The 21,813-nt window shown below is 63.9% G+C and carries 28 protein-coding genes; 16 read left to right on the forward strand and 12 right to left on the reverse strand.

From position 1 onward, the window contains the following. The first annotated feature begins 82 nt into the window (after positions 1-82). The 10 genes from astD to AX725_RS10560 all read left to right on the forward strand — a co-directional run bounded on the left by astD (position 83) and on the right by AX725_RS10560 (position 9,453). Positions 83-1,519 carry a succinylglutamate-semialdehyde dehydrogenase gene (gene astD / locus AX725_RS10515; RefSeq protein WP_066114973.1) on the forward strand — a complete coding sequence of 479 codons (1,437 nt, stop codon included), beginning with the start codon at positions 83-85 and terminating at the stop codon, positions 1,517-1,519. 123 nt (positions 1,520-1,642) lie between these two features. Continuing rightward, positions 1,643-2,440: a uroporphyrinogen-III C-methyltransferase gene (cobA, locus tag AX725_RS10520; RefSeq protein WP_060980024.1), complete on the forward strand. Its 798-nt coding sequence runs from the start codon at positions 1,643-1,645 to the stop codon at positions 2,438-2,440. Beyond that, positions 2,437-2,727, forward strand: coding sequence for a DUF2849 domain-containing protein (locus AX725_RS10525; protein ID WP_060979982.1), 291 nt, complete (start codon positions 2,437-2,439; stop codon positions 2,725-2,727). Before cobA ends, AX725_RS10525 begins: the two co-directional genes overlap by 4 nt. Before the next feature lie 4 nt (positions 2,728-2,731). After that, entirely contained in the window at positions 2,732-3,184 is a 453-nt protein-coding gene (locus tag AX725_RS10530) for a hypothetical protein (RefSeq protein WP_060979983.1), read from the forward strand. A 21-nt stretch (positions 3,185-3,205) separates the two neighbouring features. Next, positions 3,206-4,840, forward strand: a complete 1,635-nt coding sequence (locus AX725_RS10535; protein ID WP_060979984.1) for a nitrite/sulfite reductase — start codon at positions 3,206-3,208, stop codon at positions 4,838-4,840. Further along, on the forward strand, positions 4,833-5,270 hold the full coding sequence (locus AX725_RS10540; RefSeq protein ID WP_060979985.1) for a DUF934 domain-containing protein: 438 nt from the start codon (positions 4,833-4,835) through the stop codon (positions 5,268-5,270). Before AX725_RS10535 ends, AX725_RS10540 begins: the two co-directional genes overlap by 8 nt. Continuing rightward, positions 5,267-6,097 carry a phosphoadenylyl-sulfate reductase gene (locus AX725_RS10545; protein WP_060979986.1) on the forward strand — a complete coding sequence of 277 codons (831 nt, stop codon included), beginning with the start codon at positions 5,267-5,269 and terminating at the stop codon, positions 6,095-6,097. The genes AX725_RS10540 and AX725_RS10545 overlap by 4 nt, the downstream gene beginning before the upstream one ends. Positions 6,098-6,177: 80 nt before the next feature. Next, the gene (locus AX725_RS10550) at positions 6,178-6,576 is read left to right on the forward strand and encodes a BLUF domain-containing protein (RefSeq protein WP_060979987.1); all 399 of its coding nucleotides are present in this window, start codon (positions 6,178-6,180) and stop codon (positions 6,574-6,576) included. 239 nt (positions 6,577-6,815) lie between these two features. Next, complete coding sequence (locus AX725_RS10555; RefSeq protein WP_060979988.1) at positions 6,816-7,286, forward strand: hypothetical protein; 471 nt, start codon at positions 6,816-6,818, stop codon at positions 7,284-7,286. 118 nt (positions 7,287-7,404) lie between these two features. Further along, complete coding sequence (locus tag AX725_RS10560) at positions 7,405-9,453, forward strand: amidohydrolase family protein (protein WP_208598097.1); 2,049 nt, start codon at positions 7,405-7,407, stop codon at positions 9,451-9,453. 107 nt (positions 9,454-9,560) lie between these two features. On the opposite strand, the gene AX725_RS10565 is transcribed toward AX725_RS10560, so the two are convergent. Further along, positions 9,561-10,148 carry a GNAT family N-acetyltransferase gene (locus AX725_RS10565; protein ID WP_060979990.1) on the reverse strand — a complete coding sequence of 196 codons (588 nt, stop codon included), beginning with the start codon at positions 10,146-10,148 and terminating at the stop codon, positions 9,561-9,563. A 4-nt stretch (positions 10,149-10,152) separates the two neighbouring features. Beyond that, positions 10,153-11,292: a beta-ketoacyl-ACP synthase III gene (locus AX725_RS10570; protein ID WP_060979991.1), complete on the reverse strand. Its 1,140-nt coding sequence runs from the start codon at positions 11,290-11,292 to the stop codon at positions 10,153-10,155. 173 nt (positions 11,293-11,465) lie between these two features. Between AX725_RS10570 and AX725_RS10575 the strand changes: the two genes are divergently transcribed. Beyond that, the gene (locus AX725_RS10575; protein ID WP_060979992.1) at positions 11,466-12,290 is read left to right on the forward strand and encodes an SDR family NAD(P)-dependent oxidoreductase; all 825 of its coding nucleotides are present in this window, start codon (positions 11,466-11,468) and stop codon (positions 12,288-12,290) included. A 15-nt stretch (positions 12,291-12,305) separates the two neighbouring features. After that, the gene (locus AX725_RS10580) at positions 12,306-12,713 is read left to right on the forward strand and encodes a cupin domain-containing protein (protein ID WP_066114969.1); all 408 of its coding nucleotides are present in this window, start codon (positions 12,306-12,308) and stop codon (positions 12,711-12,713) included. Between the two features lie 12 nt (positions 12,714-12,725). Here AX725_RS10580 and AX725_RS10585 read toward each other — a convergent pair whose 3' ends face one another. Then, complete coding sequence (locus AX725_RS10585) at positions 12,726-13,076, reverse strand: hypothetical protein (RefSeq protein WP_060979994.1); 351 nt, start codon at positions 13,074-13,076, stop codon at positions 12,726-12,728. A gap of 113 nt (positions 13,077-13,189) precedes the next feature. Continuing rightward, positions 13,190-13,594: a GFA family protein gene (locus AX725_RS10590; RefSeq protein WP_060979995.1), complete on the reverse strand. Its 405-nt coding sequence runs from the start codon at positions 13,592-13,594 to the stop codon at positions 13,190-13,192. 142 nt (positions 13,595-13,736) lie between these two features. Here AX725_RS10590 and AX725_RS10595 point away from each other — a divergent pair, with 142 nt between their 5' ends. Next, complete coding sequence (locus tag AX725_RS10595) at positions 13,737-14,540, forward strand: hypothetical protein (protein WP_067512769.1); 804 nt, start codon at positions 13,737-13,739, stop codon at positions 14,538-14,540. Positions 14,541-14,546: 6 nt separating this feature from the next. Here the strand turns inward: AX725_RS10595 and AX725_RS10600 are convergent, their stop codons facing one another. Further along, positions 14,547-15,059, reverse strand: a complete 513-nt coding sequence (locus AX725_RS10600; RefSeq protein WP_068306069.1) for a DUF2505 domain-containing protein — start codon at positions 15,057-15,059, stop codon at positions 14,547-14,549. Between the two features lie 38 nt (positions 15,060-15,097). Between AX725_RS10600 and AX725_RS10605 the strand changes: the two genes are divergently transcribed. Both AX725_RS10605 and AX725_RS10610 read left to right on the forward strand, forming a co-directional pair. Next, positions 15,098-15,718 carry a LysE family translocator gene (locus AX725_RS10605; protein WP_060979998.1) on the forward strand — a complete coding sequence of 207 codons (621 nt, stop codon included), beginning with the start codon at positions 15,098-15,100 and terminating at the stop codon, positions 15,716-15,718. A gap of 66 nt (positions 15,719-15,784) precedes the next feature. Continuing rightward, positions 15,785-16,027 (forward strand): hypothetical protein, encoded by a 243-nt coding sequence (locus AX725_RS10610; protein WP_060979999.1) that lies wholly within the window; start codon positions 15,785-15,787, stop codon positions 16,025-16,027. Positions 16,028-16,039: 12 nt separating this feature from the next. Here AX725_RS10610 and AX725_RS10615 read toward each other — a convergent pair whose 3' ends face one another. Both AX725_RS10615 and AX725_RS10620 read right to left on the reverse strand, forming a co-directional pair. After that, positions 16,040-17,050, reverse strand: coding sequence for an NAD(P)H-dependent flavin oxidoreductase (locus AX725_RS10615; protein ID WP_060980000.1), 1,011 nt, complete (start codon positions 17,048-17,050; stop codon positions 16,040-16,042). Beyond that, positions 17,047-18,309 (reverse strand): aspartate kinase, encoded by a 1,263-nt coding sequence (locus tag AX725_RS10620; protein ID WP_060980001.1) that lies wholly within the window; start codon positions 18,307-18,309, stop codon positions 17,047-17,049. The genes AX725_RS10615 and AX725_RS10620 overlap by 4 nt, the downstream gene beginning before the upstream one ends. Before the next feature lie 70 nt (positions 18,310-18,379). On the opposite strand from AX725_RS10620, the gene ubiG reads away from it, so the two are divergent. Beyond that, entirely contained in the window at positions 18,380-19,129 is a 750-nt protein-coding gene (gene ubiG / locus AX725_RS10625; RefSeq protein WP_060980002.1) for a bifunctional 2-polyprenyl-6-hydroxyphenol methylase/3-demethylubiquinol 3-O-methyltransferase UbiG, read from the forward strand. Here the strand turns inward: ubiG and AX725_RS10630 are convergent. The 5 genes from AX725_RS10630 to AX725_RS10650 form a co-directional block, all read right to left on the reverse strand. Further along, positions 19,126-19,416 (reverse strand): type II toxin-antitoxin system RelE/ParE family toxin, encoded by a 291-nt coding sequence (locus AX725_RS10630; RefSeq protein WP_060980003.1) that lies wholly within the window; start codon positions 19,414-19,416, stop codon positions 19,126-19,128. The genes ubiG and AX725_RS10630 overlap by 4 nt on opposite strands. Further along, positions 19,409-19,654, reverse strand: a complete 246-nt coding sequence (locus AX725_RS10635; RefSeq protein WP_060980004.1) for a type II toxin-antitoxin system ParD family antitoxin — start codon at positions 19,652-19,654, stop codon at positions 19,409-19,411. Before AX725_RS10635 ends, AX725_RS10630 begins: the two co-directional genes overlap by 8 nt. A 98-nt stretch (positions 19,655-19,752) precedes the next feature. Then, positions 19,753-19,980 (reverse strand): type II toxin-antitoxin system HicB family antitoxin, encoded by a 228-nt coding sequence (locus AX725_RS10640; RefSeq protein WP_060980005.1) that lies wholly within the window; start codon positions 19,978-19,980, stop codon positions 19,753-19,755. Further along, the gene (locus AX725_RS10645) at positions 19,977-20,231 is read right to left on the reverse strand and encodes a type II toxin-antitoxin system HicA family toxin (protein WP_060980006.1); all 255 of its coding nucleotides are present in this window, start codon (positions 20,229-20,231) and stop codon (positions 19,977-19,979) included. Before AX725_RS10645 ends, AX725_RS10640 begins: the two co-directional genes overlap by 4 nt. A gap of 10 nt (positions 20,232-20,241) precedes the next feature. Then, on the reverse strand, positions 20,242-21,792 hold the full coding sequence (locus AX725_RS10650; protein WP_081096951.1) for a replicative DNA helicase: 1,551 nt from the start codon (positions 21,790-21,792) through the stop codon (positions 20,242-20,244). Positions 21,793-21,813 lie beyond the last annotated feature (21 nt).

Consider the following 21,813-nt stretch of genomic DNA (forward strand, 5'->3'; position numbering starts at 1 on the left):
ACAAATTTGTCACCATGGCGTTCAACGGTTTCCGCCGCGTTCATAACTTGCTATCGGGGGCTCCAGGTTCGCACAACCGGTCATGAACTGCTCGCCAGAAAGCGTGAAATTGCCTGAACTTGTCTCCTTCGAGCCTGCAAGCGGTGCCCGGCTCTGGTCCGGCCCGCATGGCGATGTCGATGCCGAAGTCGCAACCGCGCGTGCGGCCTTTCCCGAATGGGTGGCGATGGCGGTCACCAAACGGATCGAGCTTTGCCGCCGCTTTGCCAATCAGGTGCGCGCGCGCGCCGAGGAAATGGCCGAGCTGATCGCGCGCGAAACCGGCAAGCCGATGTGGGAATCGCGGACCGAGGTGGAATCGGTCGTTGCCAAGGTCGATATTTCGGTCGCCGCCTATGCCGAGCGCACCTCGCAGCGCAAGCTGGACAGCGCTCTGGGCGGCACCATGGCATTGAGGCACAAGCCGCATGGCGTGATGGCGGTGCTGGGGCCTTACAATTTCCCCGCACATCTGCCCAACGGCCATATCATCCCCGCGCTGATCGCGGGCAATGCCGTGGTGTTCAAGCCTTCGGAAAAGACGCCTGCCGTCGGCGCGATGCTGGTCGAATGCCTGCACCAGGCCGGGATCCCCGAAGGCGTGGTGCGGCTGCTGATCGGCGGTGCGGACGAGGGCAAGGCGCTCGTCGCGCACGAAGACGTCGATGGCGTGCTGTTCACCGGCTCTGCCACCACGGGCATCGCGATCAACCGCACGCTCGCCAGCCGCCCGGACAAGATCGTCGCGCTGGAAATGGGCGGCAACAATCCCATGGTCATCTGGGATACGCCGTGCATCGCCGATGCGGCGGTGCTGATCATCCAGTCGGCCTTTACCTCGGCGGGCCAGCGCTGCTCGGCGGCCAGCCGTCTGATCGTGCGTGACACCATCTACGATGCGGTGATCGCCGAAACCAAGAAGCTGGCCGACCGGCTGGTCGTGGGCAAGCCGTTCGACGATCCGCAGCCGTTCATGGGTCCGGTGATCGACAATGCCACCGCCGACGGGCTGACCGAAAGCTTCCTCTATTTCCTCAGCAACGGCGGCCGCGTCATCAAGCATCTGGTGCGGCTCGACGACAATCTGCCCTTCCTGTCGCCCGCGATCATCGACGTCACCAATGTCAAGGATCGGCCCGATATCGAGCTGTTCGGCCCGCTGCTGCAGGTGGTCAAGGTCAGCTCGTTCGAGGAGGCGGTGGCCGAGGCGAACAATACCCGTTTCGGCCTGTCCGCCGCTCTGGTGGGCGGCAGTCCCCAGCATTACAAGCAGTTCTGGGCCAACATCCGCGCCGGAATCGTCAACTGGAACCGGCCGACCAACGGGGCCTCGTCCAAGGCACCGTTCGGCGGGGTCGGACTTTCAGGCAACCACCGCCCCAGCGCCTATTATGCAGCCGATTACTGCGCCTATCCGGTCGTCTCGAACGAGATGGAGCAGCCGCGCGCGACCATCGGCATCGGCCTGAAGTCGGACTGAACCGGGACCGGGAGACCAGGTTCCTTCGCAGCCGCAAAAGCAAATCTAACCCCTGCCCAAGGGGTTCTGCTTTGCATCCAAGGCCTCCAAATATCAGATGCACCGTTGGAAAGGACCAACGGCATGACGCATCCCCCTTCTGTCCCGCAAGCGGCGCCCGGCACCGTCTGGCTGGTCGGCGCAGGCCCCGGCGACCCCGATCTGCTCACCGTCAAGGCCGCGCGGATCATCGCGCGCGCCCGGCTGATCGTGCATGATGGACTGGTCGATGACGCCATCCTGGCGCTCGCCCGGCCCGATGCGCAGCTGATCTCGGTCGCCAAGCAGCGCGCCCGGCACACGCTGCCGCAACAGGATATCAACGCGCTGCTGATCGAGCAGGCGCGCGCCGGCCATGATGTCGTGCGCCTCAAGGGCGGCGATCCGTTCATCTTCGGGCGTGGCGGCGAGGAGGTCGACGATTGCCGTGCCGCTGGCGTACGTGTCGAGGTGATCCCCGGCATTAGCGCCGCCAATGGTGCCGCTGCCGCAGCCCAACTGCCGCTCACCCATCGCGACCTTTCGAGTGCGGTGACGTTCGTCGCGGGCCAGTGCAAGGGCCTGACCGAGCAGGACTGGTCAGGCCTGGCCGGAAAGGGCCGTACGCTCGTGATCTATATGGGCGTCGCCACCGGCGATGCGATCGCCGAAAAGCTGATCGCCGATGGGCTGTCGCCCGATACGCCCGTGGCCGTGCTCGAGAAAGGCACGCGCGCCGACATGCGGACGCTGCGCACGCTGCTGACCGATCTCGGGCCCATGATCGCGCGCGAGAAGGTGGTGAGCCCCGCGCTGATCGTGATCGGCGATGTCGTCACCCGCGCCAACGCCACCGACTGCCTGCCCACGCTCTTCGCCCAGCATCTGGAGCCGATTTCATGAAGATTCTCACCGGTAACGACCTGAAGACCGGCGACGTCATCTGGTGGGCGGGCGATACGCGCTGGTCGCGCCACCTGGCCGACAGCGTTGATGCAGGCGACGAGGCCGAGGCGATCCTCAAGCGTGAGGAATCCGCGTTGCGCGTCAATGTGCCCTATATCGTCGATGGCAAGCAGACCGATCAGGGTCCGATGCCGCTGCACATCAAGGAACGCATCCGTGCCTTCGGACCCACGGTGCGCACCGACCTTGCCATCAACACCAGCATTCCGATCGTGAGGGCCTGAAACTATGCCCTCGCGCCGTGATGCCCTGACGGGAATGGCGGGCCTGGCCATGCTGGGCGGTGTTGTCGCACCCGCGCATGCCGCGGGCCCAAGCCCGACGGTGGTGGTCGAACAGACGCTGCTCAAGGCACTGCCGGGCAAGGCCGATGCGCTGGGCCAGTTCCTTGCCGCAAACTGGCTGGTGATGGACCAGCAGGCGCTCGACCAGGGCCTGTTCACCGGCTTCTGGCTGGCGCGCTCCGCCCCCGGCTTCGAGGCCTGGGATTATGCGATGCAGGTCGGTTACCCGACCGCGCAAGGGTATGACGACCCTGCCACGGCAAAGGGTTTCGAGGCGATCCGCAAGGCCCACAAGACCGTGCTGATCGAGGGCGAAGGTCTGGCGGAGCTTGGCCGGATCGTCGGCAGCCAGCGGCTCGACCTGGTCGCCGTTCGCGGCTTTGCCGCACAGGTTTGAGATTTTTCGGAAGGGTACGCGATGTATCAGTATGACCAATATGACCAGGCGATGGTCGATGCACGCGTCGCGGAGTTCCGCGACCAGGTGCGCCGCCGCCTCGATGGCAGCCTGCCCGAGGAGGAGTTCCGGCATCTTCGCCTGAAGAACGGCCTCTATCTGCAATTGCACGCCTATATGCTGCGCGTGGCGATCCCCTATGGCACGCTCAGTTCGAAGCAGATGCACATGCTCGCCCATATCGCGCGCAAGTATGACAGGGGCTATGGCCATTTTACCACCCGGCAGAACATCCAGTATAACTGGATCAAGCTGGAGGACGCGCCCGATATTCTCGCCGAACTGGCGACGGTGGAGATGCACGCGATCCAGACCAGCGGCAATTGCATCCGCAACATCAGCTCCGACCAGTTTGCTGGCGCTGCTGCCGACGAGATTGCCGATCCGAGGCCCTGGGCGGAACTGCTGCGGCAATGGTCGACCTTCCACCCCGAATTCCAGCTGCTGCCGCGCAAGTTCAAGATCGCGGTCATCGCCTCGCCCAATGACCGGGCGGCGATGCGGCTGCATGACATCGGCATCGAGCTGGTGAAGAATGCCGACGGTGTGCTCGGCGCTCGGTTCTTTGCCGGTGGCGGCATGGGCCGCACCCCGATGATCGCGCCGATGATCCGCGAGTGGGTGCCGATCGAGGAGCTGATCAGCTATGCCGAGGCGTGCCTGCGCGTCTACAACCGCCATGGCCGCCGCGACAACAAGTACAAGGCGCGCATCAAGATCCTGGTGCACGAACTCGGCGCGGCGGAATATATCCGCCAGGTCGAGGAAGAGTTCGCGCACATGAAGACGCTGGGGCTCAACCCGCCTGCGGCCGAGCTCGAGCGAATCAGCGCGTTCTTCCGCGACCCGCCGTTCGAGCAGGGGCTGAGCGACGAAATCGACCGGTCGGACCCCGATTTCGCGGTCTGGGTCGATCAGAACACGCACCCGCACCGCGTACCAGGCTACACGTCGCTGACGATCAGCCTCAAGCCTGCGGGCGGCATTCCCGGCGATGCCACCGCCGAGCAGATCGACCTGATGGCCGAACTGGCGCGCGACTACGCGTTCAACGAGCTGCGCGTGACGCATGCGCAGAACATCGTGCTGGCGCATGTCCGCAAGGCTGATCTCTACGCGATCTGGCAGAAGCTCGATGATGCAGGCCTCGCCACCGCCAATCTCGACCTGATCGGCGACATGATCGCCTGCCCCGGGCTCGATTATTGCAGCCTCGCCAATGCCCGCTCGATTCCGGTGGCGCAGAAGATTTCGGAGCGGTTCGCCGATACCGGGCGGCAACGGGAATTGGGCGAACTCAAGCTCAAGATCTCGGGCTGCATCAACGCCTGCGGCCACCACCATGCCGGACATATCGGCATTCTGGGCGTCGACAAGAAGGGGCTGGAAAACTACCAGCTGCTGCTCGGCGGATCGGGCGCGGAGGATGTCTCGCTCGCCAAGATCGTCGGCCCCGGCTTTGACGAGGATGGCATCGTCAACGCGGTCGAGACCGTCACCAACGTGTATCTTGGCGCGCGCGAACCCGGCGAACGCTTTGTCGACACCTATCGCCGCATCGGCATGCAGCCGTTCAAGGAGGCGCTTTATGGCTGACGTCCAGATCCTTTATCGCGATGAGCCCGCTGTCACCGACACCGCCATCCCGCTCGCCGAGTTCACCGCAGGCACCAATTCGGCTGCGGTGCGCATCGAGCCGGGCGAGGACGCGCGCGCGCTGCTGCCGCAGCTCGATCAGCTCCGCCTTGTCGAGGTGAACTTCCCGAGTTTCGGCGACGGACGCGGATTTTCCAGCGCGCAGATCCTGCGCGAAGCCGGATACAAGGGCGAGCTGCGCGCGGTCGGCGATGTGCTGGTCGACCAGTTCGTCTTCCTGCGCCGCTGCGGATTCGACAGCTTCGCGCCCCGCAAGCCGCTCAATCCGGACGATGTGAAGGCGGCCGAGGGCTTTTTCCCCGAATTCTACCAGAAGACCAGCGACGGCGTCGCGGCGATCTGGGCCAAGCGGCATCAGGTGGCATCATGAAGCAGACCGAAATCAACGCGCAGCCCGCTGCCAGTGCTGCCCCCCGCCAGCGCGACCGCATTGATGCGGGTCCGCGCTTTACCGAGCGCGATGCTATCCGTCTGAACAACATGTTCCGCGGCACCGATACGGCAGAGATGATGCGCACCGTGATCCGCGACGGACTGGTCGGCGATCTTGCGATCGTTTCGTCCTTCGGCGCGGAAAGCGCGGTGCTGCTGCACATGATCGCTTCGGTCGATCCCTCGCTGCCGGTGCTGTTCCTCGATACCGGCAAGCATTTCCCCGAGACGCTGGCCTATCGCGATACGCTCGTCGAGCGGCTCGGCCTCACCAACCTCATCCTGCTCTCGCCCGATGCGGAGGACCTGGAAAAGCAGGACGCCAATGGCCTGCGCTGGTCGTACGATCCCGATGGCTGCTGCGAGATCCGCAAGGTGCGTCCGCTGGCCAAGGCGCTGCTCGCCTATGACGGCTCGATCACCGGTCGCAAGGGCTTCCAGTCTGCAACGCGCCAGGGCCTGCCGCGGTTCGAGATCGACACGTCCGACGCGCAGGGCCGGTTCAAGCTCAATCCGCTCGCGAGCTGGACCAAGGAGATGCTCGACAGCTATTTCGCCGAACACGACTTGCCGCGCCACCCGCTCGAGGCGCAGGGCTATCCCTCGATCGGCTGCGCGCCCTGCACCAGCAAGGTCGCGCCCGGCGAAGATCCGCGCTCGGGCCGCTGGAAGGGCTGGGACAAGACCGAATGCGGCATCCATAGCGAGGTAACGCCGCTCCCCGATGCCCAGGATGACAATGGCGCGAATGACCCTGTCTTCTGATCGACATTAAACTGCAGAAAAATTCGGAACAATTCGATCCGATTCAGGGCATTTTAACCATGCCCCATCAAGCTGCGGTCATGTCAGAGCGCTCCGATCTTTTGCAGATCCTGTATATCAGCACGGTGTCTCCAAGAGAAACCGTCGATCTGGGATCGATCCTCGCGGTCGCCCGGCGCAATAACCGCGCGCACGACATTACCGGCCTGCTGATGTTCAACGGCAAGCGCTTTCTCCAAGTGCTCGAAGGGCCGTCGGGTGCGGTGGAGAACACGTTCGAGCGGATTCGGCGCGATACGCGGCACCGCGCGCAAGTGATGCTCAGCCGCCGGACCGTGGGCAGGCGCGAGTTCGGCGACTGGTCGATGGCGTTTCGCGACGGACATGCCGACGAGGTCTATGACATCATCTGTGCCAGGACGGCAGATGCCCATCCCAATCTGCGTGCCGAGCTGACGGCCTTCGCCAGACAGATCTGAAGGCATAGTCTGCATCTATTGCTGCGCAGCATGAACGTCTTTCGCGCTGCGGTTGACAGACGGGTTCCCCGCCCCCATTCTCGATGAAGCAGGCCGGGCCCCTCTGGCGCAGCGTTCTCAAAATGCTGCGTGATGTCGGACTGCTACGGGATGCGCACCATCCCGGGCTTCCGGCCCGGTCTTACGATCGAAATCCCGCGCATCCCGACCAATGCACATCCATTGGAAAGGACGAAGAGATGAAAAATATAAAGGCCGCCACGATCGCGGCTCTGTCAGTTGCAGGACTTTCGATCCCCGCCAGCGCTTCCGAATTCCAGCACATCCGCCATCAGGTGCAGGTGCCGCACGGAGAGCGCGAGGTGACCGCCGTCTATCAGCCCAAGACGATGGTCAGCTATCGCCAGATCGGCAATATGAGCCCGAACCGGCCCAGCACCGCCCGCTGCTTGTGGAAGGCGGAAGTCATGGTCGAACGGCATCTCCAGGCACCGGCCGGACAGGGCAGCCATGTCGTGCGCACGCTGGTACCGGCCAAGCTGATCGAAGGATCGACCAACGGCCGCTGCGCCCAGGGCAAGGAGCAGGTCAGCGACACGCTCGCCCGCCGCGCCGATGAGGTGCAGGCGCATGTGCTGGCGGTCGCCGCCGAAGACCGCAATGCGCTGATGGCCGAACTCAGCATCGCCACGGGCAACCCGGCGAGCTGACCTCTGCAAATCCTCCCCCGGCCTGTCCGGGGGAGGATTTTCCCCGGCCCGCTTGCCTTCCCCTTCGCGCTAGCCCATTGTCTGCGAAGATAAAAATCCTCGCAGGGAAGGACTGGCCGTGGCCGCTAAAGCACTGAAATTCGGTTCCATCGCGCTCGCGCTCGCGATCGCCCCATTGGGCATGCCCGCACTGGCGCAAGATTCGACCGAGAATTTCACCGTCATCATCGGCGGCGCCAATGTCGGCCATCTCGATGTCGTGCGCAGCGGCGACACGGTGAAGATCGATTACGACTACAAGAACAACGGTCGCGGCCCGACCATGAAGGAAGAGCTGAAGCTCGACGCCAAGGGCATGCCCGTCAGCTGGAAGATCACCGGCAACTCGACCTTCGGCAACGCGATCAACGAGAGCTTCACGATGCAGCGCGGCACCGCGCGCTGGACCGATTCGACCGGCAGCGGCACCGCCAAACCCAAGGGCCAGGCCATTTATGTCGCGCAGGAGGGCAGCCCCTGGGCGGCTGGGCTTTATGCCCGCGCGCTGCTCGCCGATGATGATCGCTCGATCCCCGCGCTGCCCGGTGGCGCACTGAGCCTGGCAGAGCTGGAAAAGGTGCAGGTGACCGGCACTGGCGGCGCGATGACCGTCACCGCCTATGCGCTGTCGGGCAACGATCTCGACCCCGGCTATTTCCTGCTCGACGACAAGGGCGCGCTGTTCGCCGCGATCAGCCCGCGTGCGGTGTTCGTGCGCAAGGGCTTCGAGGGCGAGGACATCAAACTGCGCGATCTCGCAGTCAAATATTCGACCGAACGCTTCGTCAAGATGCAGGCCAAGGCAGCGAACACGTACAAGGCGCCGGTGCGCATCACCAATGTGCGCGTGTTCGATCCGGTGGCGATGAAGCTCACCGAACCGAAAAGCGTGCTGGTCAGCGGCCGCCATATCTCCGCCGTACTGCCTGCCAGCAGCCCCGCGACGCCAGGCGAGGTGACTATCGATGGCGAAGGCGGCACGCTGGTTCCGGGCCTGTACGAGATGCACGGGCATATCGGCCAGGAAGACGCGATGCTCAACGTGCTTGCGGGCATCACCTCGGTGCGCGACATGGGCAACGAGATCGACGTGCTCGACGGCCTGATCGAACGGATCGACAGCGGCGTGCTAGCGGGTCCGCGGATCATCAAATCGGGCTTTATCGAAGGCAAGTCGCCGTTCAGCTCGAACAACGGCATATTGGTGAACAGCCAGCAGGAGGCGATCGACGCCGCGCGCTTCTATGCGGCGCGCGATTACCAGGCGATCAAGATCTACAACAGCATGAACCCCGAATGGATTCCGGCGCTGGTCAAGGAAGCCAAGGCGCTGGGGCTGCATGTCATGGGCCACGTGCCTGCCTTCACCAATGCCGATGCGATGATCGCGGCGGGCTATGACGAGATGACGCATATCAACCAGGTGATGCTGGGCTGGGTGCTCGAACCGGGAGAGGACACGCGCACGCTGCTGCGCCTCACCGCATTGAAGCGCCTGCCCGCGCTCGACCTCAACAGCGGCCGCGTCAACGCGACGATCCGCGCGATGGTCGACAACAAGGTGACGATCGACCCCACTTTCGCCATCCATGAATCGCTGCTGCTCTCGCGCAACGGCATGATCAATCCCGGCATGGCCGATTATGTCGACCATATGCCCGTCGGCGTGCAGCGCAGCGCGAAACAGGCCTGGGCCAAGATCGCCGATGCGGCGGACGACAAGGCCTATCGCGGCGCGTTCGATCAGGTTGCGGCGACGATCCGCAAGATGCACGAATCGGGCATCTTCCTGATCCCCGGCACCGATATGGGCGGCAGCTTCACCTATCACCGCGAGCTGGAACTCTACCAGAAGGCCGGGATGACGCCCGCGCAGATCCTGCGGCGCGCGACCTATGACATGGCGCAGTATCTGAAGCAGGACCAGTCGCTGGGCAGCATCGAGAAGGGCAAATATGCCGATTTCTTCCTGATCCAGGGCGACCCGACGAAGGACCTCAAAGCCATCAAGGCGATCCGTCTCGTCGCCAAGGACGGCGTGTTCTACTATCCGAGCGAGGTCTATCCCGAGTTCGGCATCAGGCCGTTTGCGACCAAGCCCAAGGTGAAGCTGCCCAAAGAGGGTTGAGCAAATCGCTTTCCCTGATCGTCACCCCCGCGAAAGCGGGGGTCCCGCTTCTGCGCTGATGTTTCGATCGTAGCGGGATTCCCGCTTTCGCGGGAATGACGGCGGTTTCAGAGCATCCGCGCCCAGAACTGCATCGGGTGCGGCGTCTCGTGTGTGTCGCCGATATCGAGCCAGTCGAAGCTGGTCACCAGCCCGGACACCCTGGCATAGCCGCGCTTCGCCCAGAACGCGTCGAGCGGGCGATAGTCGCTCGGACGCATCGGGTGATCCGCCGGACGCTGCACCGCGCAGAAGAGCGCGACATTTGCCCCGGCCGCACGGCCCGCCGTCTCGCGATGATCGAAGAACGCGTGGCCAATCCCCTGCCCGCGATAGCCCGGCAGCAGCACCGATTCGCCGAAATAGAATGCCCGGGCAACGTCCCATCCATTCGCGACAAACGGGGCCTTGAAGGCGTCCTTTTGCGCAGCGAGCGGCGATGCCGTGGCCGCGCCGACAATGGTATCGCCGTCGCGCGCAATCACCAGCGCCGCATCGGGCGCAGCGGCAAATTCGGCGAGATACTCGCGCTCATAGGCGGCGTCGCCATCATAGAGATAGGGCCACTCGCGAAACACCGCGATGCGCAAGCTCGCCAGCGCGTCGATGGCCTCGGCGATGCGGTGGACGGGCAAAGTCTCGACCGTCACCGCCATTGCTTTACGCAGCCTTGCGGATAACCACGGACCCTGCGGAATAGCCCGCGCCGAACGAACAGATGATCCCGGTATCGCCGGGCTTCAGATCCTCGCTGTTCAGATGAAAGGCGATGATCGATCCTGCGGACGAGGTGTTCGCATAGCTATCGAGCACGGTCGGGCTCTCGTCTTCGCTCGCCTCATGTCCCAGCACGCGCTGCGCGATCAGCCGGTTCATGCCCGCATTGGCCTGGTGCAGCCACAGGCGGCGCAGGTCAGCCGGTGCGATGCCGAGCCGTGCGATATGGTCGGTGATCAGATCGCCGACCATCGGCACCACCTCCTTGAACACCTTGCGCCCTTCCTGGACGAACAGCTTGTCGGCGCTGTCGCGCGTTTCGGGCGCGGTGCGGTTCAAGAAACCGAAATTGTTGCGGATGTTGTTGGAGAAGCGCGTCTTGAGCTGCGTGCCCAATATATCCCAGTGCCCGACGGGCGCGAAATCGGCCGCCTCGACCAGTACGGCGGTCGCGACGTCGCCGAAGATGAAATGGCTGTCGCGGTCGCGCCAGTTGAGATGGCCCGAGCAGATTTCCGGGCTGACCACCAGCACCGAACGCGCATTGCCGGCGCGGATGAAATCTGCGGCGGTTTGGATGCCAAAAGTAGCGGACGAGCAGGCGACGTTCATGTCGAAGCCGAAGCCCTCGATGCCCAGCGCGTCCTGCACCTCGATCGCGATGGCGGGATAGGCGCGTTGCAGGTTCGAACAGGCGACCAGCACCGCATCGACGTCCTTCGCGTCGCGGCCCGCTCGTTCCAGCGCATCGCGCGCGGCGGCGACGCCGATTTCCGCGAGCACCGAAATCTGGTCATTGGGCCGCTCTTCGAAGCGCGGGCACATGATGTCGGTGTCGAGGATCGAAGCCTTGGACAAAACCTTGCGCGCCTTGATTCCGCTCGCCTTTTCGATGAATTCCACCGAGCTCGGCTGTAGCGCGACCATTTCACCCGCTTCGATCGCCGCGGCATGCTGCGCATTATGCTGCGCAACATATTCGTTGAAGCTGGCAACCAGCTCTTCGTTGCTGATGCTGTCGGCGGGGGTGAAAAGGCCGGTCGAGGAGATGACCGGGCGGGCTTGGTTATAGGCGGAAGTCATGTATCCGTAGGGTCCTGCACTATAGCTGGAGCGGGCTGGCGTCTTACTGCGGCAACACGGCCTTGGCAAGGGTGGTGCGGCAAGCGGAAACACAGATCTGGGGGTAATTTTCCTGCTTGCGGATTTCTGCGGACCCCCCTTTGATATCGCAAACACCAATGGGAGCAGGATACATGGAATATTCGGGTAAGGTCATCTGGATCACCGGGGCTTCGTCGGGGATTGGCGAGGCGCTGGCCGAGGCGTTGGCCGCGCGCGGCGCGCACATCATCCTTTCGGGCCGCCGCACCGATGCGTTACGGGCGGTCGCCGGTCGGCTGCCGACCGAGAGCCTGATCCTGCCGTTTGAAACCACTGACCAAGGAATACTGCCCGGCATCGTCGAACGGGCAATCGCGTGGAAGGGCCAGGTCGACGGCCTCGTCAACAATGCCGGAATCAGCCAGCGCGCGCTTGCCGTGGACAGCGCGCTCGAGGTCTATGACCGGATCATCGCTGTCGATCTGCTCGCGCCGATCTGGCTGACCCAGCTGCTGCTGCCGCACATGGCCTCGCGCAAGTCAGGACTGATCGTGGGCATCTCCTCGGTCGCAGGCCGCGCCGGGGTGCCGCTGCGCACCGCCTATTGCGCCGCCAAGCACGGGCTGATCGGCTATCTCGATGCGCTGCGCGCCGAGACCGAAACGCATTACGGGCTGAAGGTGCACACCGTGCTTCCAGGCTCCATCCGCACCGCCGTCTCGGCTAATGCGCTATCGGGCGATGGCACCGCCTTCGGTCACACTGACAGCGCCATCGCCAATGGCATGGACCCGGCCGAATGCGCCAGCCGCATCCTGGCGGGAATCGATGCCGGCGAACCGGAGATCCTGGTTGCCGAAGGCATGGAGGACATGATCGCCAAGCTGCGCATGAACGATCCGCTCAAGGCGTTCGAACTGATCGGGTCGATCGGCGCGCAGATGGCGGCCAAGCGCGACCAGGAGCGCGCCGGATGAGCGACGCGGCGCGCGCTGATCGAGACCCTGGGCCTGGCCCCGCATCCCGAAGGCGGCTGGTATAAGGAGACTTGGCGTGGACCTGCCGGGGCCGATGGCCGCGCGAGCGAAACGCTCATCTATTTCCTGCTCGAGGCCGGGCAGCGCTCGCACTGGCACACGGTCGATGCGACCGAGATCTGGTGCTGGCACGCCGGTCACCCAATCGCGCTCGGCCACGCACCGGGGGATTCAGGGCCGGTGAGCTGGCACCGGCTCGGCGCGGACATCCTGCATGGCGAGACCGCACAGGCCGTCATCCCGCCCGGCCACTGGCAGGCGGCGCATGCCGATAAGGGCTGGGCGCTGGTCAGCTGCCTGGTCTCGCCGGGATTCGAATTCGGCGGCTTCGTGTTGGCAGAAGAGGGTTGGGAGCCGGGTTGAGCAAGAAATTCGTCAGCCAAGCATCGTGAACGTTATCTTCAGGCCATAGTCGCGGCGGGTAGCCATAGTATTGTCATAGCGGATGGTTAGCGACGTGCTGGCAAGCTTGGCCAACCTGATGGTTTTAGCAACGCGCAACGAATAATTGTCAAAATTCTGATCCTGGTCCTTTCCGATTTCAGCCCCATCGTGGCTGAGCGTCAGATAGGCGCTATTGCCTTCCCCGGTTTTCACGCCCGTGTGCCAGGCGTAGATTTCCAAGTTTGTGTCGAAAAGAAACGGACCGATAACGAGCGCGTCGATACCGGCTCCGCCAGTCGTACGGCTTTCTCCAATCTGAAGATCATCAAATGGTCCGGCCATTTTCGCATTCCCTTGCTGCAAACGTTCGGCCGCATAATAGCTTGCGTCACTACTTCTCACATAATTATGGCTTGTTAATCTCCTGTCGCACCGCTGGAGACTGGCAGCCCAGCCTAACCCGGCGTCTTGTCGAACTTTACCGCATCCTCGGCAAAGCGCACCCAGGGCTGGGCGCTTTGCGTCCAGAAATGCAGCTTCGGATCGAGACCACTCACATCGTCGAGCGTGCCCGCCTTGACGAAATGCAGACCCTGCTGGCTGGGCAGATCGGACAATATCGGCGATCCGCAATTGCCGCAGAAGCGCCGCCAGACGGGATCGCCGCTTTCGCCCCGGTCCTCATAGGTCTTGAGCTCGCCGGTGATCGTCATCTGCGCGGCGGCGACCCCGATCAGCACCGACATCGCGCTGCCTGCCTGTTTCTGGCAATTGCGGCAATGGCAGACCGCGGCCATCAGCGGCTCACCCTCGATCGCATAGCGCACCGCGCCGCACAGGCATCCGCCGGTTGTCGTCATGTTCCATCCTCCCCAATGCTTGCATGGCCGTTTGCCACGTCGGTTGACAATGTTGCACGATATCCCGGCGTTGCGGAACATGATATTCTCGGTGCCCGGGCAGTCATCGACTCATGCCTGCCCCAAGCAGGGGGTAATGCAGATGACAAAGAGAGGATCACGCAGCGCCGCAACTCTGGCTCTGGCGGCCATGGTGCTTGCACCCATTCCCGCGCAGGCCGCACCGCCCGACGATGTCGCCGATCTGGTCGGCGCGCGCGGGGCCGGAGGCGAAACCCAGCTCGAACAGCGCGGATATACTTTTGTCGACGTGACCAAGGGCGACGAGCGCGCCTATGCCAACTGGTGGAATGGCGGGCGCAAGCGCTGCATCACCGTGGTCACCTATGATGGACGCTACGAGCGGATCGACAAGGCCTCACCCAGCGACTGCAAACAGAAATCGGGCGACAATGGCACCGCTGTTGCGGTCGCTGTCGGCGCAGCAGCTCTGATCGGCGCGCTGGCACTCGCGCACAAGTCGCACCATCACGACAATGGCGAGCATGGCGGCACTGCCCAGCAGGAGGCCGCCTATGATCGCGGCTATCGCGACGGGCTCTACAACTATCCCTATCACAATTATGATCGGTCCGATTACTACTCGCAGGGCTATCAGGTCGGCGTGCAACAGCGCGAATATGATGGCAGCCATCGCCCCGGCCAGGGCGGCGGCGGCTATCGCGAGGATGTCTATGTCCAGGACCTGATCGGCCAGGCGCGCAGCTATTCGGAGGCCGAATTGCCCCGGCGCGGGTTCCGGCAGATCGAGACCTATACCACCAATGGCGATGGGCGGTTCACCACCTATTGGCGGCAGGTGTCCAAGCAGTGCATCTCGGTCAATACCCGCAACGCCAGGGTCTATGACATCACGACGCTGCGCAACAAGCAGTGCCGCAACTGATGGCGATCAGGCTGTTGCGGCGGAAACGGCTTCGAATTCCTGCCGCAACAGCCGGGTGCTGTCCTCGAGCATCAGGCTCTCGACCATCGCGGCAACCATCGGCGCGCGCGACTGTACGCTGACGGTGGCGGCGCAGGCCGTGCCGCCATCACCGTTGGCGCTGAGCGTCAGCAGGCATTGCCCCTCGGCGGACAGGCCCTTGGGCTTGGCGTCGCGTACCGCGTGCCAGCTGCCGTCGCTCTGACGCTGCCAGACATCGCGCTGGGTGAGATCTAGCCACGAACCGATGACCGCGCGGATCATCGCGGGCGCATCGACCGGGACCTGGCGGGTGATCGCGACATGGATTTCTTGCGGCGAAGGGCGCTCTACGGTCACCGCAATCTCGCGCGATCCCTGGCTCTGCATCATCGCGGTCAGGAATTCCGCGTCGGTCCAGCGGGCGACCACGGCCTCGACAGGAGCGGCAAAGTCATGATTTTCCTGACGTTCCAGCATGTCCGCTCCCTGCCCTGCCATGATTGCGCTTCTGCTCCGACACACTAGGCTGGCGGGCGATGTTGACAAGCTATCTCGCCACGGTGCTGCTGATCGAACTGACGCCGGGGCCGAACATGGCCTATCTGGCGGCGCTCACGCTGGGTCATGGACGGCGCGCGGGGCTGGCGGCAGTGGTCGGCGTCGCGCTGGGCCTGGCGCTGATCGGGCTGGCCGCCGCGATGGGCTTTGCCGCGCTGGTCGCCGCGAGCCCGCTATTGTGGAACGCGCTGCGCTGGGCTGGCACCGCCTATCTTTTCTACCTCGCCTGGGAGACCTGGCGCGACGAGAAGGAGACATCGCCCGCCGGCATTGCCGGTGGACCGTCCGGCCAGCACCGCTTCTTCCTGCGCGGACTGATGACCAACGTGCTGAATCCCAAGGCGGCGCTGTTCTATGTCGCGATTTTGCCGCGCTTCCTGCCGCAATCGGGTGCGAGCCTGCACGACGGGCTGCTGCTGACCGGAATCAGCGTTGTGGTTGCGACCGTGGTGCATGTGGCGATCGTCCTGCTCGCCGCCACGCTGCACCCGCTGCTCAGCGCACCGGAACGGCTGCGAACGACGCGGCGCGCGCTGGCGATCGGGCTTGCGGCCATCGCCTTGTGGTTCCTGTCGGGCAGCGCGTTGCCCGGCGGTTGAAGGGAACTATCGCCACCCACCTCCGTAATCCCCCCGATACCTGTGGGACACGATGGAGGCGAAAACATGATCCGACATGGCGAAGAGGTCGAAATGACCACCGAAGAGGCGAGCGGCGGGCAGAAGCGCAATATCGTGCGCTATGTGCTGATGGTGTCGCTGGGCCTTGCGATCATCGCGCTCAGCATCATCTGGATCACGGGCGCGGCGACGGGGCCGGAAAATCCCGCGCCCGACCCGCAGGAATCGGTGTCCGATCCAGTCGAGGCTCCCGAAGGCCAGGCCCCGCTGCCCAACCCGAACCCCTGATATTGACGCGTATCAGCGCGCGAGCGCCGCTTCGGTTTCGTCCATCAACGTGGCGATGATCTCGGCGGCGCTTTCCTCGCGGGTGACCATGCCGACCGACTGGCCCGCCATCAGCGATCCGTTCTCGACATCGCCATCTATCACCGCGCGGCGCAGCGCGCCTGCCCAGAAATGCTCGATCTGCAACTGGGCTTCGTTCATGTCTATGCCGCCCGCGTCGAGCAATGCGGCCACCTCGCGCTGCTTGGCGGTGAACTCCTCGGTGCCCTTGTTCTTGAGCGCGCGCACGGGAATCACCGGAAGGCGCGGATCGACCTGCACGCTGGCGACCGCATCGCGCGCGTTGCCGCGCAGGAACGCCTTTTTGAACGCCGGATGCGCGATCGATTCATGCGCGCAGACGAAACGCGTGCCCAACTGCACGCCTGCTGCACCCATTTCGAGATAGGCGGCGATCGCGCTGCCGCGTCCGATGCCGCCTGCGACGAACACCGGCACCTCGTGCGCCACTTCGGGCAGGATTTCCTGCGCCAGCACGCTCGTCGATACCGGCCCGATATGGCCGCCTGCCTCCATGCCCTCGATGACCAGCGCATCGACCCCTGAGCGGATGAACTTCTTGGCCAGCGTCAGAGCGGGCGCAAAGCAGACCACTTTCGCACCGGCGTCCTTGATCGCCTCGATGCTGCCCTTGGGCGGCAGACCGCCTGCGAGCACGACATGGCCGACACCATGCTTGGCGCACACCGCGATCAGATCCATCAGCTGCGGGTGCATGGTGATGAGGTTGACGCCAAACGGCTTGGTCGCCAGCGCCCTGGTTGCAGCGATTTCGGCATCAAGCAATTCGGGCGTCATCGCCCCGCAGGCAATCACGCCAAAGCCCCCCGCGTTGGATATCGCGGAGACGAGGTTGCGCTCCGACACCCAGCTCATCGCCCCGCACAGGATTGCGGTCTCGCTGCCCAAAAAGGCGGTGCCGCGCGCCATGGCGGCAGCGGTGAGCGGGTGGCTCACGCTCATGCCTCTACCGCGTCCAGCCCATAGGCCGTATGCAGCACGCGCACCGCGAGCTCGGTATAGTCTTCCTCGATCAGCACGCTGACCTTGATCTCGCTGGTCGAGATTGCCTGGATATTGACGCCGCGATCGGCCAGCGCCTTGAACATCGTCGAGGCGACGCCTGCATGGCTCTTCATGCCGACGCCGACCACCGAGATCTTGGCGACATTGGTATCGGGGATGATGCGGTTGAAGCCGATCGATTCCTTCGCGCCTTCGAGCAGGTCGAGCGAACGCGCCAGATCTGCGGCGGGCACGGTGAAGGTCACATCGGTCTCGCCCTTGTCGCGGCCGACATTCTGGATGATCATGTCGACATTGATCGCGGCCTCGGCGAGCGGGCCGAAGATGTTCGCCACCGCGCCCGGCTTGTCGGGCACGCGGGTCAGCGTGATCTTCGCCTCGTTTTTGTCGTGCGCGATGCCGGTAATCAGCTGGCGTTCCATGTCCATTCCTTCCAGTTCTTCGTCGCTGACGATCATCGTTCCGGGGATCGTGTCCGCAGCCGGCGCATCGTCGTCGATGAACGAGGACAGCACCTGCACGCGCACGCCTTCCTTCATCGCCAGGCCCACCGAGCGGGTCTGCAGCACCTTGGCCCCGACACTCGCCAGTTCGAGCATTTCTTCGTATGTCACATTGGCAAGCTTGCGCGCCTTGGCGACGATACGCGGATCGGTCGTGTAGACGCCGTCGACATCGGTATAGATGTCGCAGCGATCGGCCTTGACTGCCGCCGCTACCGCGACCGCCGAGGTATCCGATCCGCCCCGGCCCAGCGTGGTCACGCGGCCATCCTCGCTCATGCCCTGGAAACCGGGGATCACGGCAATGACGCCCTTCTGCATCTCGGCGATCAGCGCTTCGGCATCGATGCTGTCGATGCGCGCCTTGGCATGCGCCTCGACAGTCTTGATCGGGAGCTGCCAGCCCAGCCAGCTGCGCGCGTTGGCGCCAAGCGCCTGCAGCGCGATCGCCAGCAGGCCGCTCGTCACCTGCTCGCCGCTGGCGACGACGACGTCATATTCCGCCGGATCGTAGAGCGGGTTGGCCTCGCGGCAGAAATTGACCAGCCGGTCGGTCTCCCCCGCCATCGCGGAGACGACCACCGCGACCTCGTGCCCGGCATCCTGCTGGCGCTTGACGATGCGCGCGACCCTGCGGATGCGCTCTGTCCCGGCCATCGATGTGCCGCCGAATTTCATGACGATCCGTGCCATTGCCCGTTCGTGCTTTCCCTTATGCGAAGTTCGCCCCTATAACCGGGCGCTGCCATAGAGAGGCCCCATCATGAACGCAAGCACCGGAACCGTCGAAACGCGTAGCGGCACGATCGACCCCAAAGAGGCCGCGCATTTCGGCAGGCTCGCGGCCGAATGGTGGGATCCCAGGGGCGAATCGGCGATGCTGCACAAGCTGAACCCCGTGCGCCTTACCTATATCCGCGCCGCGATCGACCGGCATTGGGCAGAGGCGGGCGCAGCGCGCAAGCCGCTGGCGGGGCGCAGCGCGATCGATGTTGGCTGCGGCGCGGGGCTGCTGGCCGAACCGCTCGCCCGGCTGGGGGCGCGCGTGACCGGGCTCGATGCGGCGGCCGAAAATGTCGCGGCGGCGCAAGCGCATGCCGAGGCAGTCGGGCTCGCGATCGACTATCGCAATGTCGATGTCGAGACGCTGGCGGGCGAGACGTTCGATCTCGTCACCTCGATGGAGGTGATCGAGCATGTTACCGATCCTGCCGCATTCGTCGCGGCGCTGGAACGCGCGCTCGCGCCAGGCGGGCTGATGCTGCTGTCCACCCCCAATCGCACGCCGCTATCCCGGCTCATGCTGGTCGAAGCGGCAGAACGGCTGGGCCAGGTGCCTCGTGGGACGCACGACTGGCACAAGTTCCTGACGCCCGAGGAGCTGACCGCGCTGCTGAAGGATGCGGGCCTCACCGTCACCGACACGCGCGGCATCGCCTGGGACCCGCTCAAGGGCCTGCACCTTAGCGACAATCTGGCACTCAATTATCTGATGACGGTGGTGCGGGGCTAGAGATGTGACGGCGCCTGCATCCGCTGATGCAATATGCGCATAACCGCGATGCCTTCGGGTATGATGCGGAAGTAGACGACATGACGGCAGATCGTGCGCCGCCTGTAGTCCTTGCGGATGTGATCGCAGGCCGGTGCCATGTAAGGCGCGGTCGCTAGTTCGGCGCAGACCGCTTCAATGCCGTCGACATAGCGCAAGGCCTGTTCGCGCCCCCAATGGACGATGGTGTAGTCGAAAATGCCGTCAAGATCGCGCTGCGCCGCTGGCGCGAGCTTGAAACTAGCCATGCTCTTCAAGCTTGCGACGCTTGAACTCGGCGAAATCGAAAGGTTCGGGGTCGCCGCTCATTTCGCCCTCAATCAGCGCCGAGCGGATACTGTCCAGTTCGAGGTCGCGTTGCTGCGCCTGCCGGATCAGGTCCCGGATCGCCTCGCTGTCATTGGTGTAGCTGCCAGCGGCGATCTTGTCGGAAATCCAGGCGTCCTGCTGCTGCGTCAGCGTGATCGTCTTGCGCACCGTCGCCATAATGACATCCCATCATCGTCATACTATTGGTGCAATATGATGTGTATGGCTTCGATCGTCAAACCGAGGCTGCGAACCCTGTTGACGATGCTACGAGGTTAGGCGGCCCGAACACTCTGATAGGCGGGGCGGTAACGAGGTTCGGGTACGGGCAGGCCATCGGCTTGCAGGCTTTCGACAAAGGCTTCGATGGCGATTGCAATTTCTGCGGCAGCCTGTTCGGGCGTTGCTCCATGCGCGCTGCAATGTTTTAGATCGGGAACATCTGCGATCCAGCTTTCGTCCTCAGCCGACCAAAACAGGTTGATATGGTAATGCGGCGTCATGCCTTGTCATCCAACTGGAGCCCGTGGGCTTCGATAATAACAAGAAACTGGCGCACCTGATAGGGCTTGGCCGATTTGCCATCGGGTTGGGCGTTGATCCGGTCTCCAATGCCCTGGTGCTTGTAGATATGGTGGCTGCCCTTGACGCGATCCAGGACGAAACCATAAGCCTGCAAAAGCCGCTCGAACTCGGCGAAGCTCAGTGCACTGCCACGCAGCAATTTTTCCTGCAGCTTGCCGATACGCGTCATTCAGCCTCGCCTATTCGTCAAACCCACCTTCCATATAGTCTTCGCGGGCGAGGTCGCTGAACTTGGTATATTCGCTTTCGAAGCGCAGCTGGACGTTGCCGGTGGAGCCATGGCGCTGCTTGGCGACGACAACGGTCGCCTTGCCCTGCACCTTGAGATGGCGTTCCTCCCAGATCCGGTATTTCTCGACCTCTTCGGGCGTGCTGTTGTCGTCGGGAACGGTCGGCTGGAGCGCCTGATTGTAATATTCGTCGCGATAGATGAAGAGCACGATGTCCGCGTCCTGCTCGATCGATCCGGATTCGCGAAGGTCCGACAGCTGCGGTCGCTTGTCCTCGCGGCTTTCGACCGCGCGGCTGAGCTGCGACAGCGCCATCACCGGCAGCTGCAGCTCCTTGGCTAGCGTCTTGAGGCCGCGACTGATCTCCGAAATCTCGTTGACGCGCCCCTCGTTGCGGCCCGTACCCTGGAGCAGCTGGAGATAGTCGACCACGATGAAGCCGATATCGTGCTTGCGCTTGAGGCGCCGCGCGCGGGCGCGGAGCGCGGCGATGGTCAGGCCCGGCGTATCGTCGATAAACAGCGGCAGGTCCTCGAGCTCCTGCGAGGCCGCGACCAGCCGCTGGAACTCGTTGCGGGCGATCTGGCCCATGCGCAGCTTTTCAGAGCTGATCCGCGATTGCTCCGCCAGGATACGCGTGGCGAGCTGGTCTGCCGACATTTCGAGGCTGAAAAACGCGGTCTTCGCACCGACATTCTTGTCGTCGGCGACGCCCGCCGCCTTGTCGAGCCGCCAGCGCGCGGCGGCGTTGAAGGCGATGTTGGTGGCAAGCGAGGTCTTGCCCATGCCTGGGCGTCCGGCAAGGATCAAAAGGTCGGAAGGATGCAAGCCGCCAATCTTGGCGTTGAGATCGGTAAGACCCGTGGTCACGCCCGAGACATGGCCGCCGCTGTTCAGCGCCTTTTCGACCATCGACAGTGCGGTGCGGGTGGCGACGTTGAACTGCACCGCGCCGCTCGTATCGCCCTCGCCCTGCGCGACATTGTAGAGTGCCGCTTCGGCCAGCTCGATCTGGCCCATCGGGTCGACCGCCTCGCTGGTGTCCATCGCCTTCTCGACCAGCGAGCGGCCAACCTGGATCAGCTCGCGCAGCAGCGCGAGATTGTAGATCTGCTCGGCAAAGTCGCGCGCTCCGATCAGCCCGCCGGCATCGCCGGTCAGCCGCGCGAGATAGCGCATACCGCCCAGCTCCGCCAAACCGGCGTCATTCTCGAAGAACGGCTTGAGCGTCACCGGGGTGACGGTGACGTTCTTGTCGATCAGCTTCATGATCTGCGCATAGAGCCGCTGATGGACGCTTTCGAAGAAATGCTCCGCCTTGAGCCGCGCGCCGACCTCTTCCGCGATGCGGTTGTCGATCAGCAGCGCGCCCAGGAACGCGGCCTCGGCCTCGATATTGCGCGGCAGCCGCGCTTCGGCGGGCTCGCGCGCATTCGGCGCGGCAATCTGGGGCGGCAGCGCCGGCGGCGGTGCGGCTTGGAGCAGGATATCTTCGGGCATCCGACCATAATCGCCGCAGCC

The sequence above is a fragment of the Blastomonas sp. CCH9-A1 genome, from assembly GCF_001557175.1.
GTDB lineage: Bacteria > Pseudomonadota > Alphaproteobacteria > Sphingomonadales > Sphingomonadaceae > Blastomonas > Blastomonas delafieldii_A.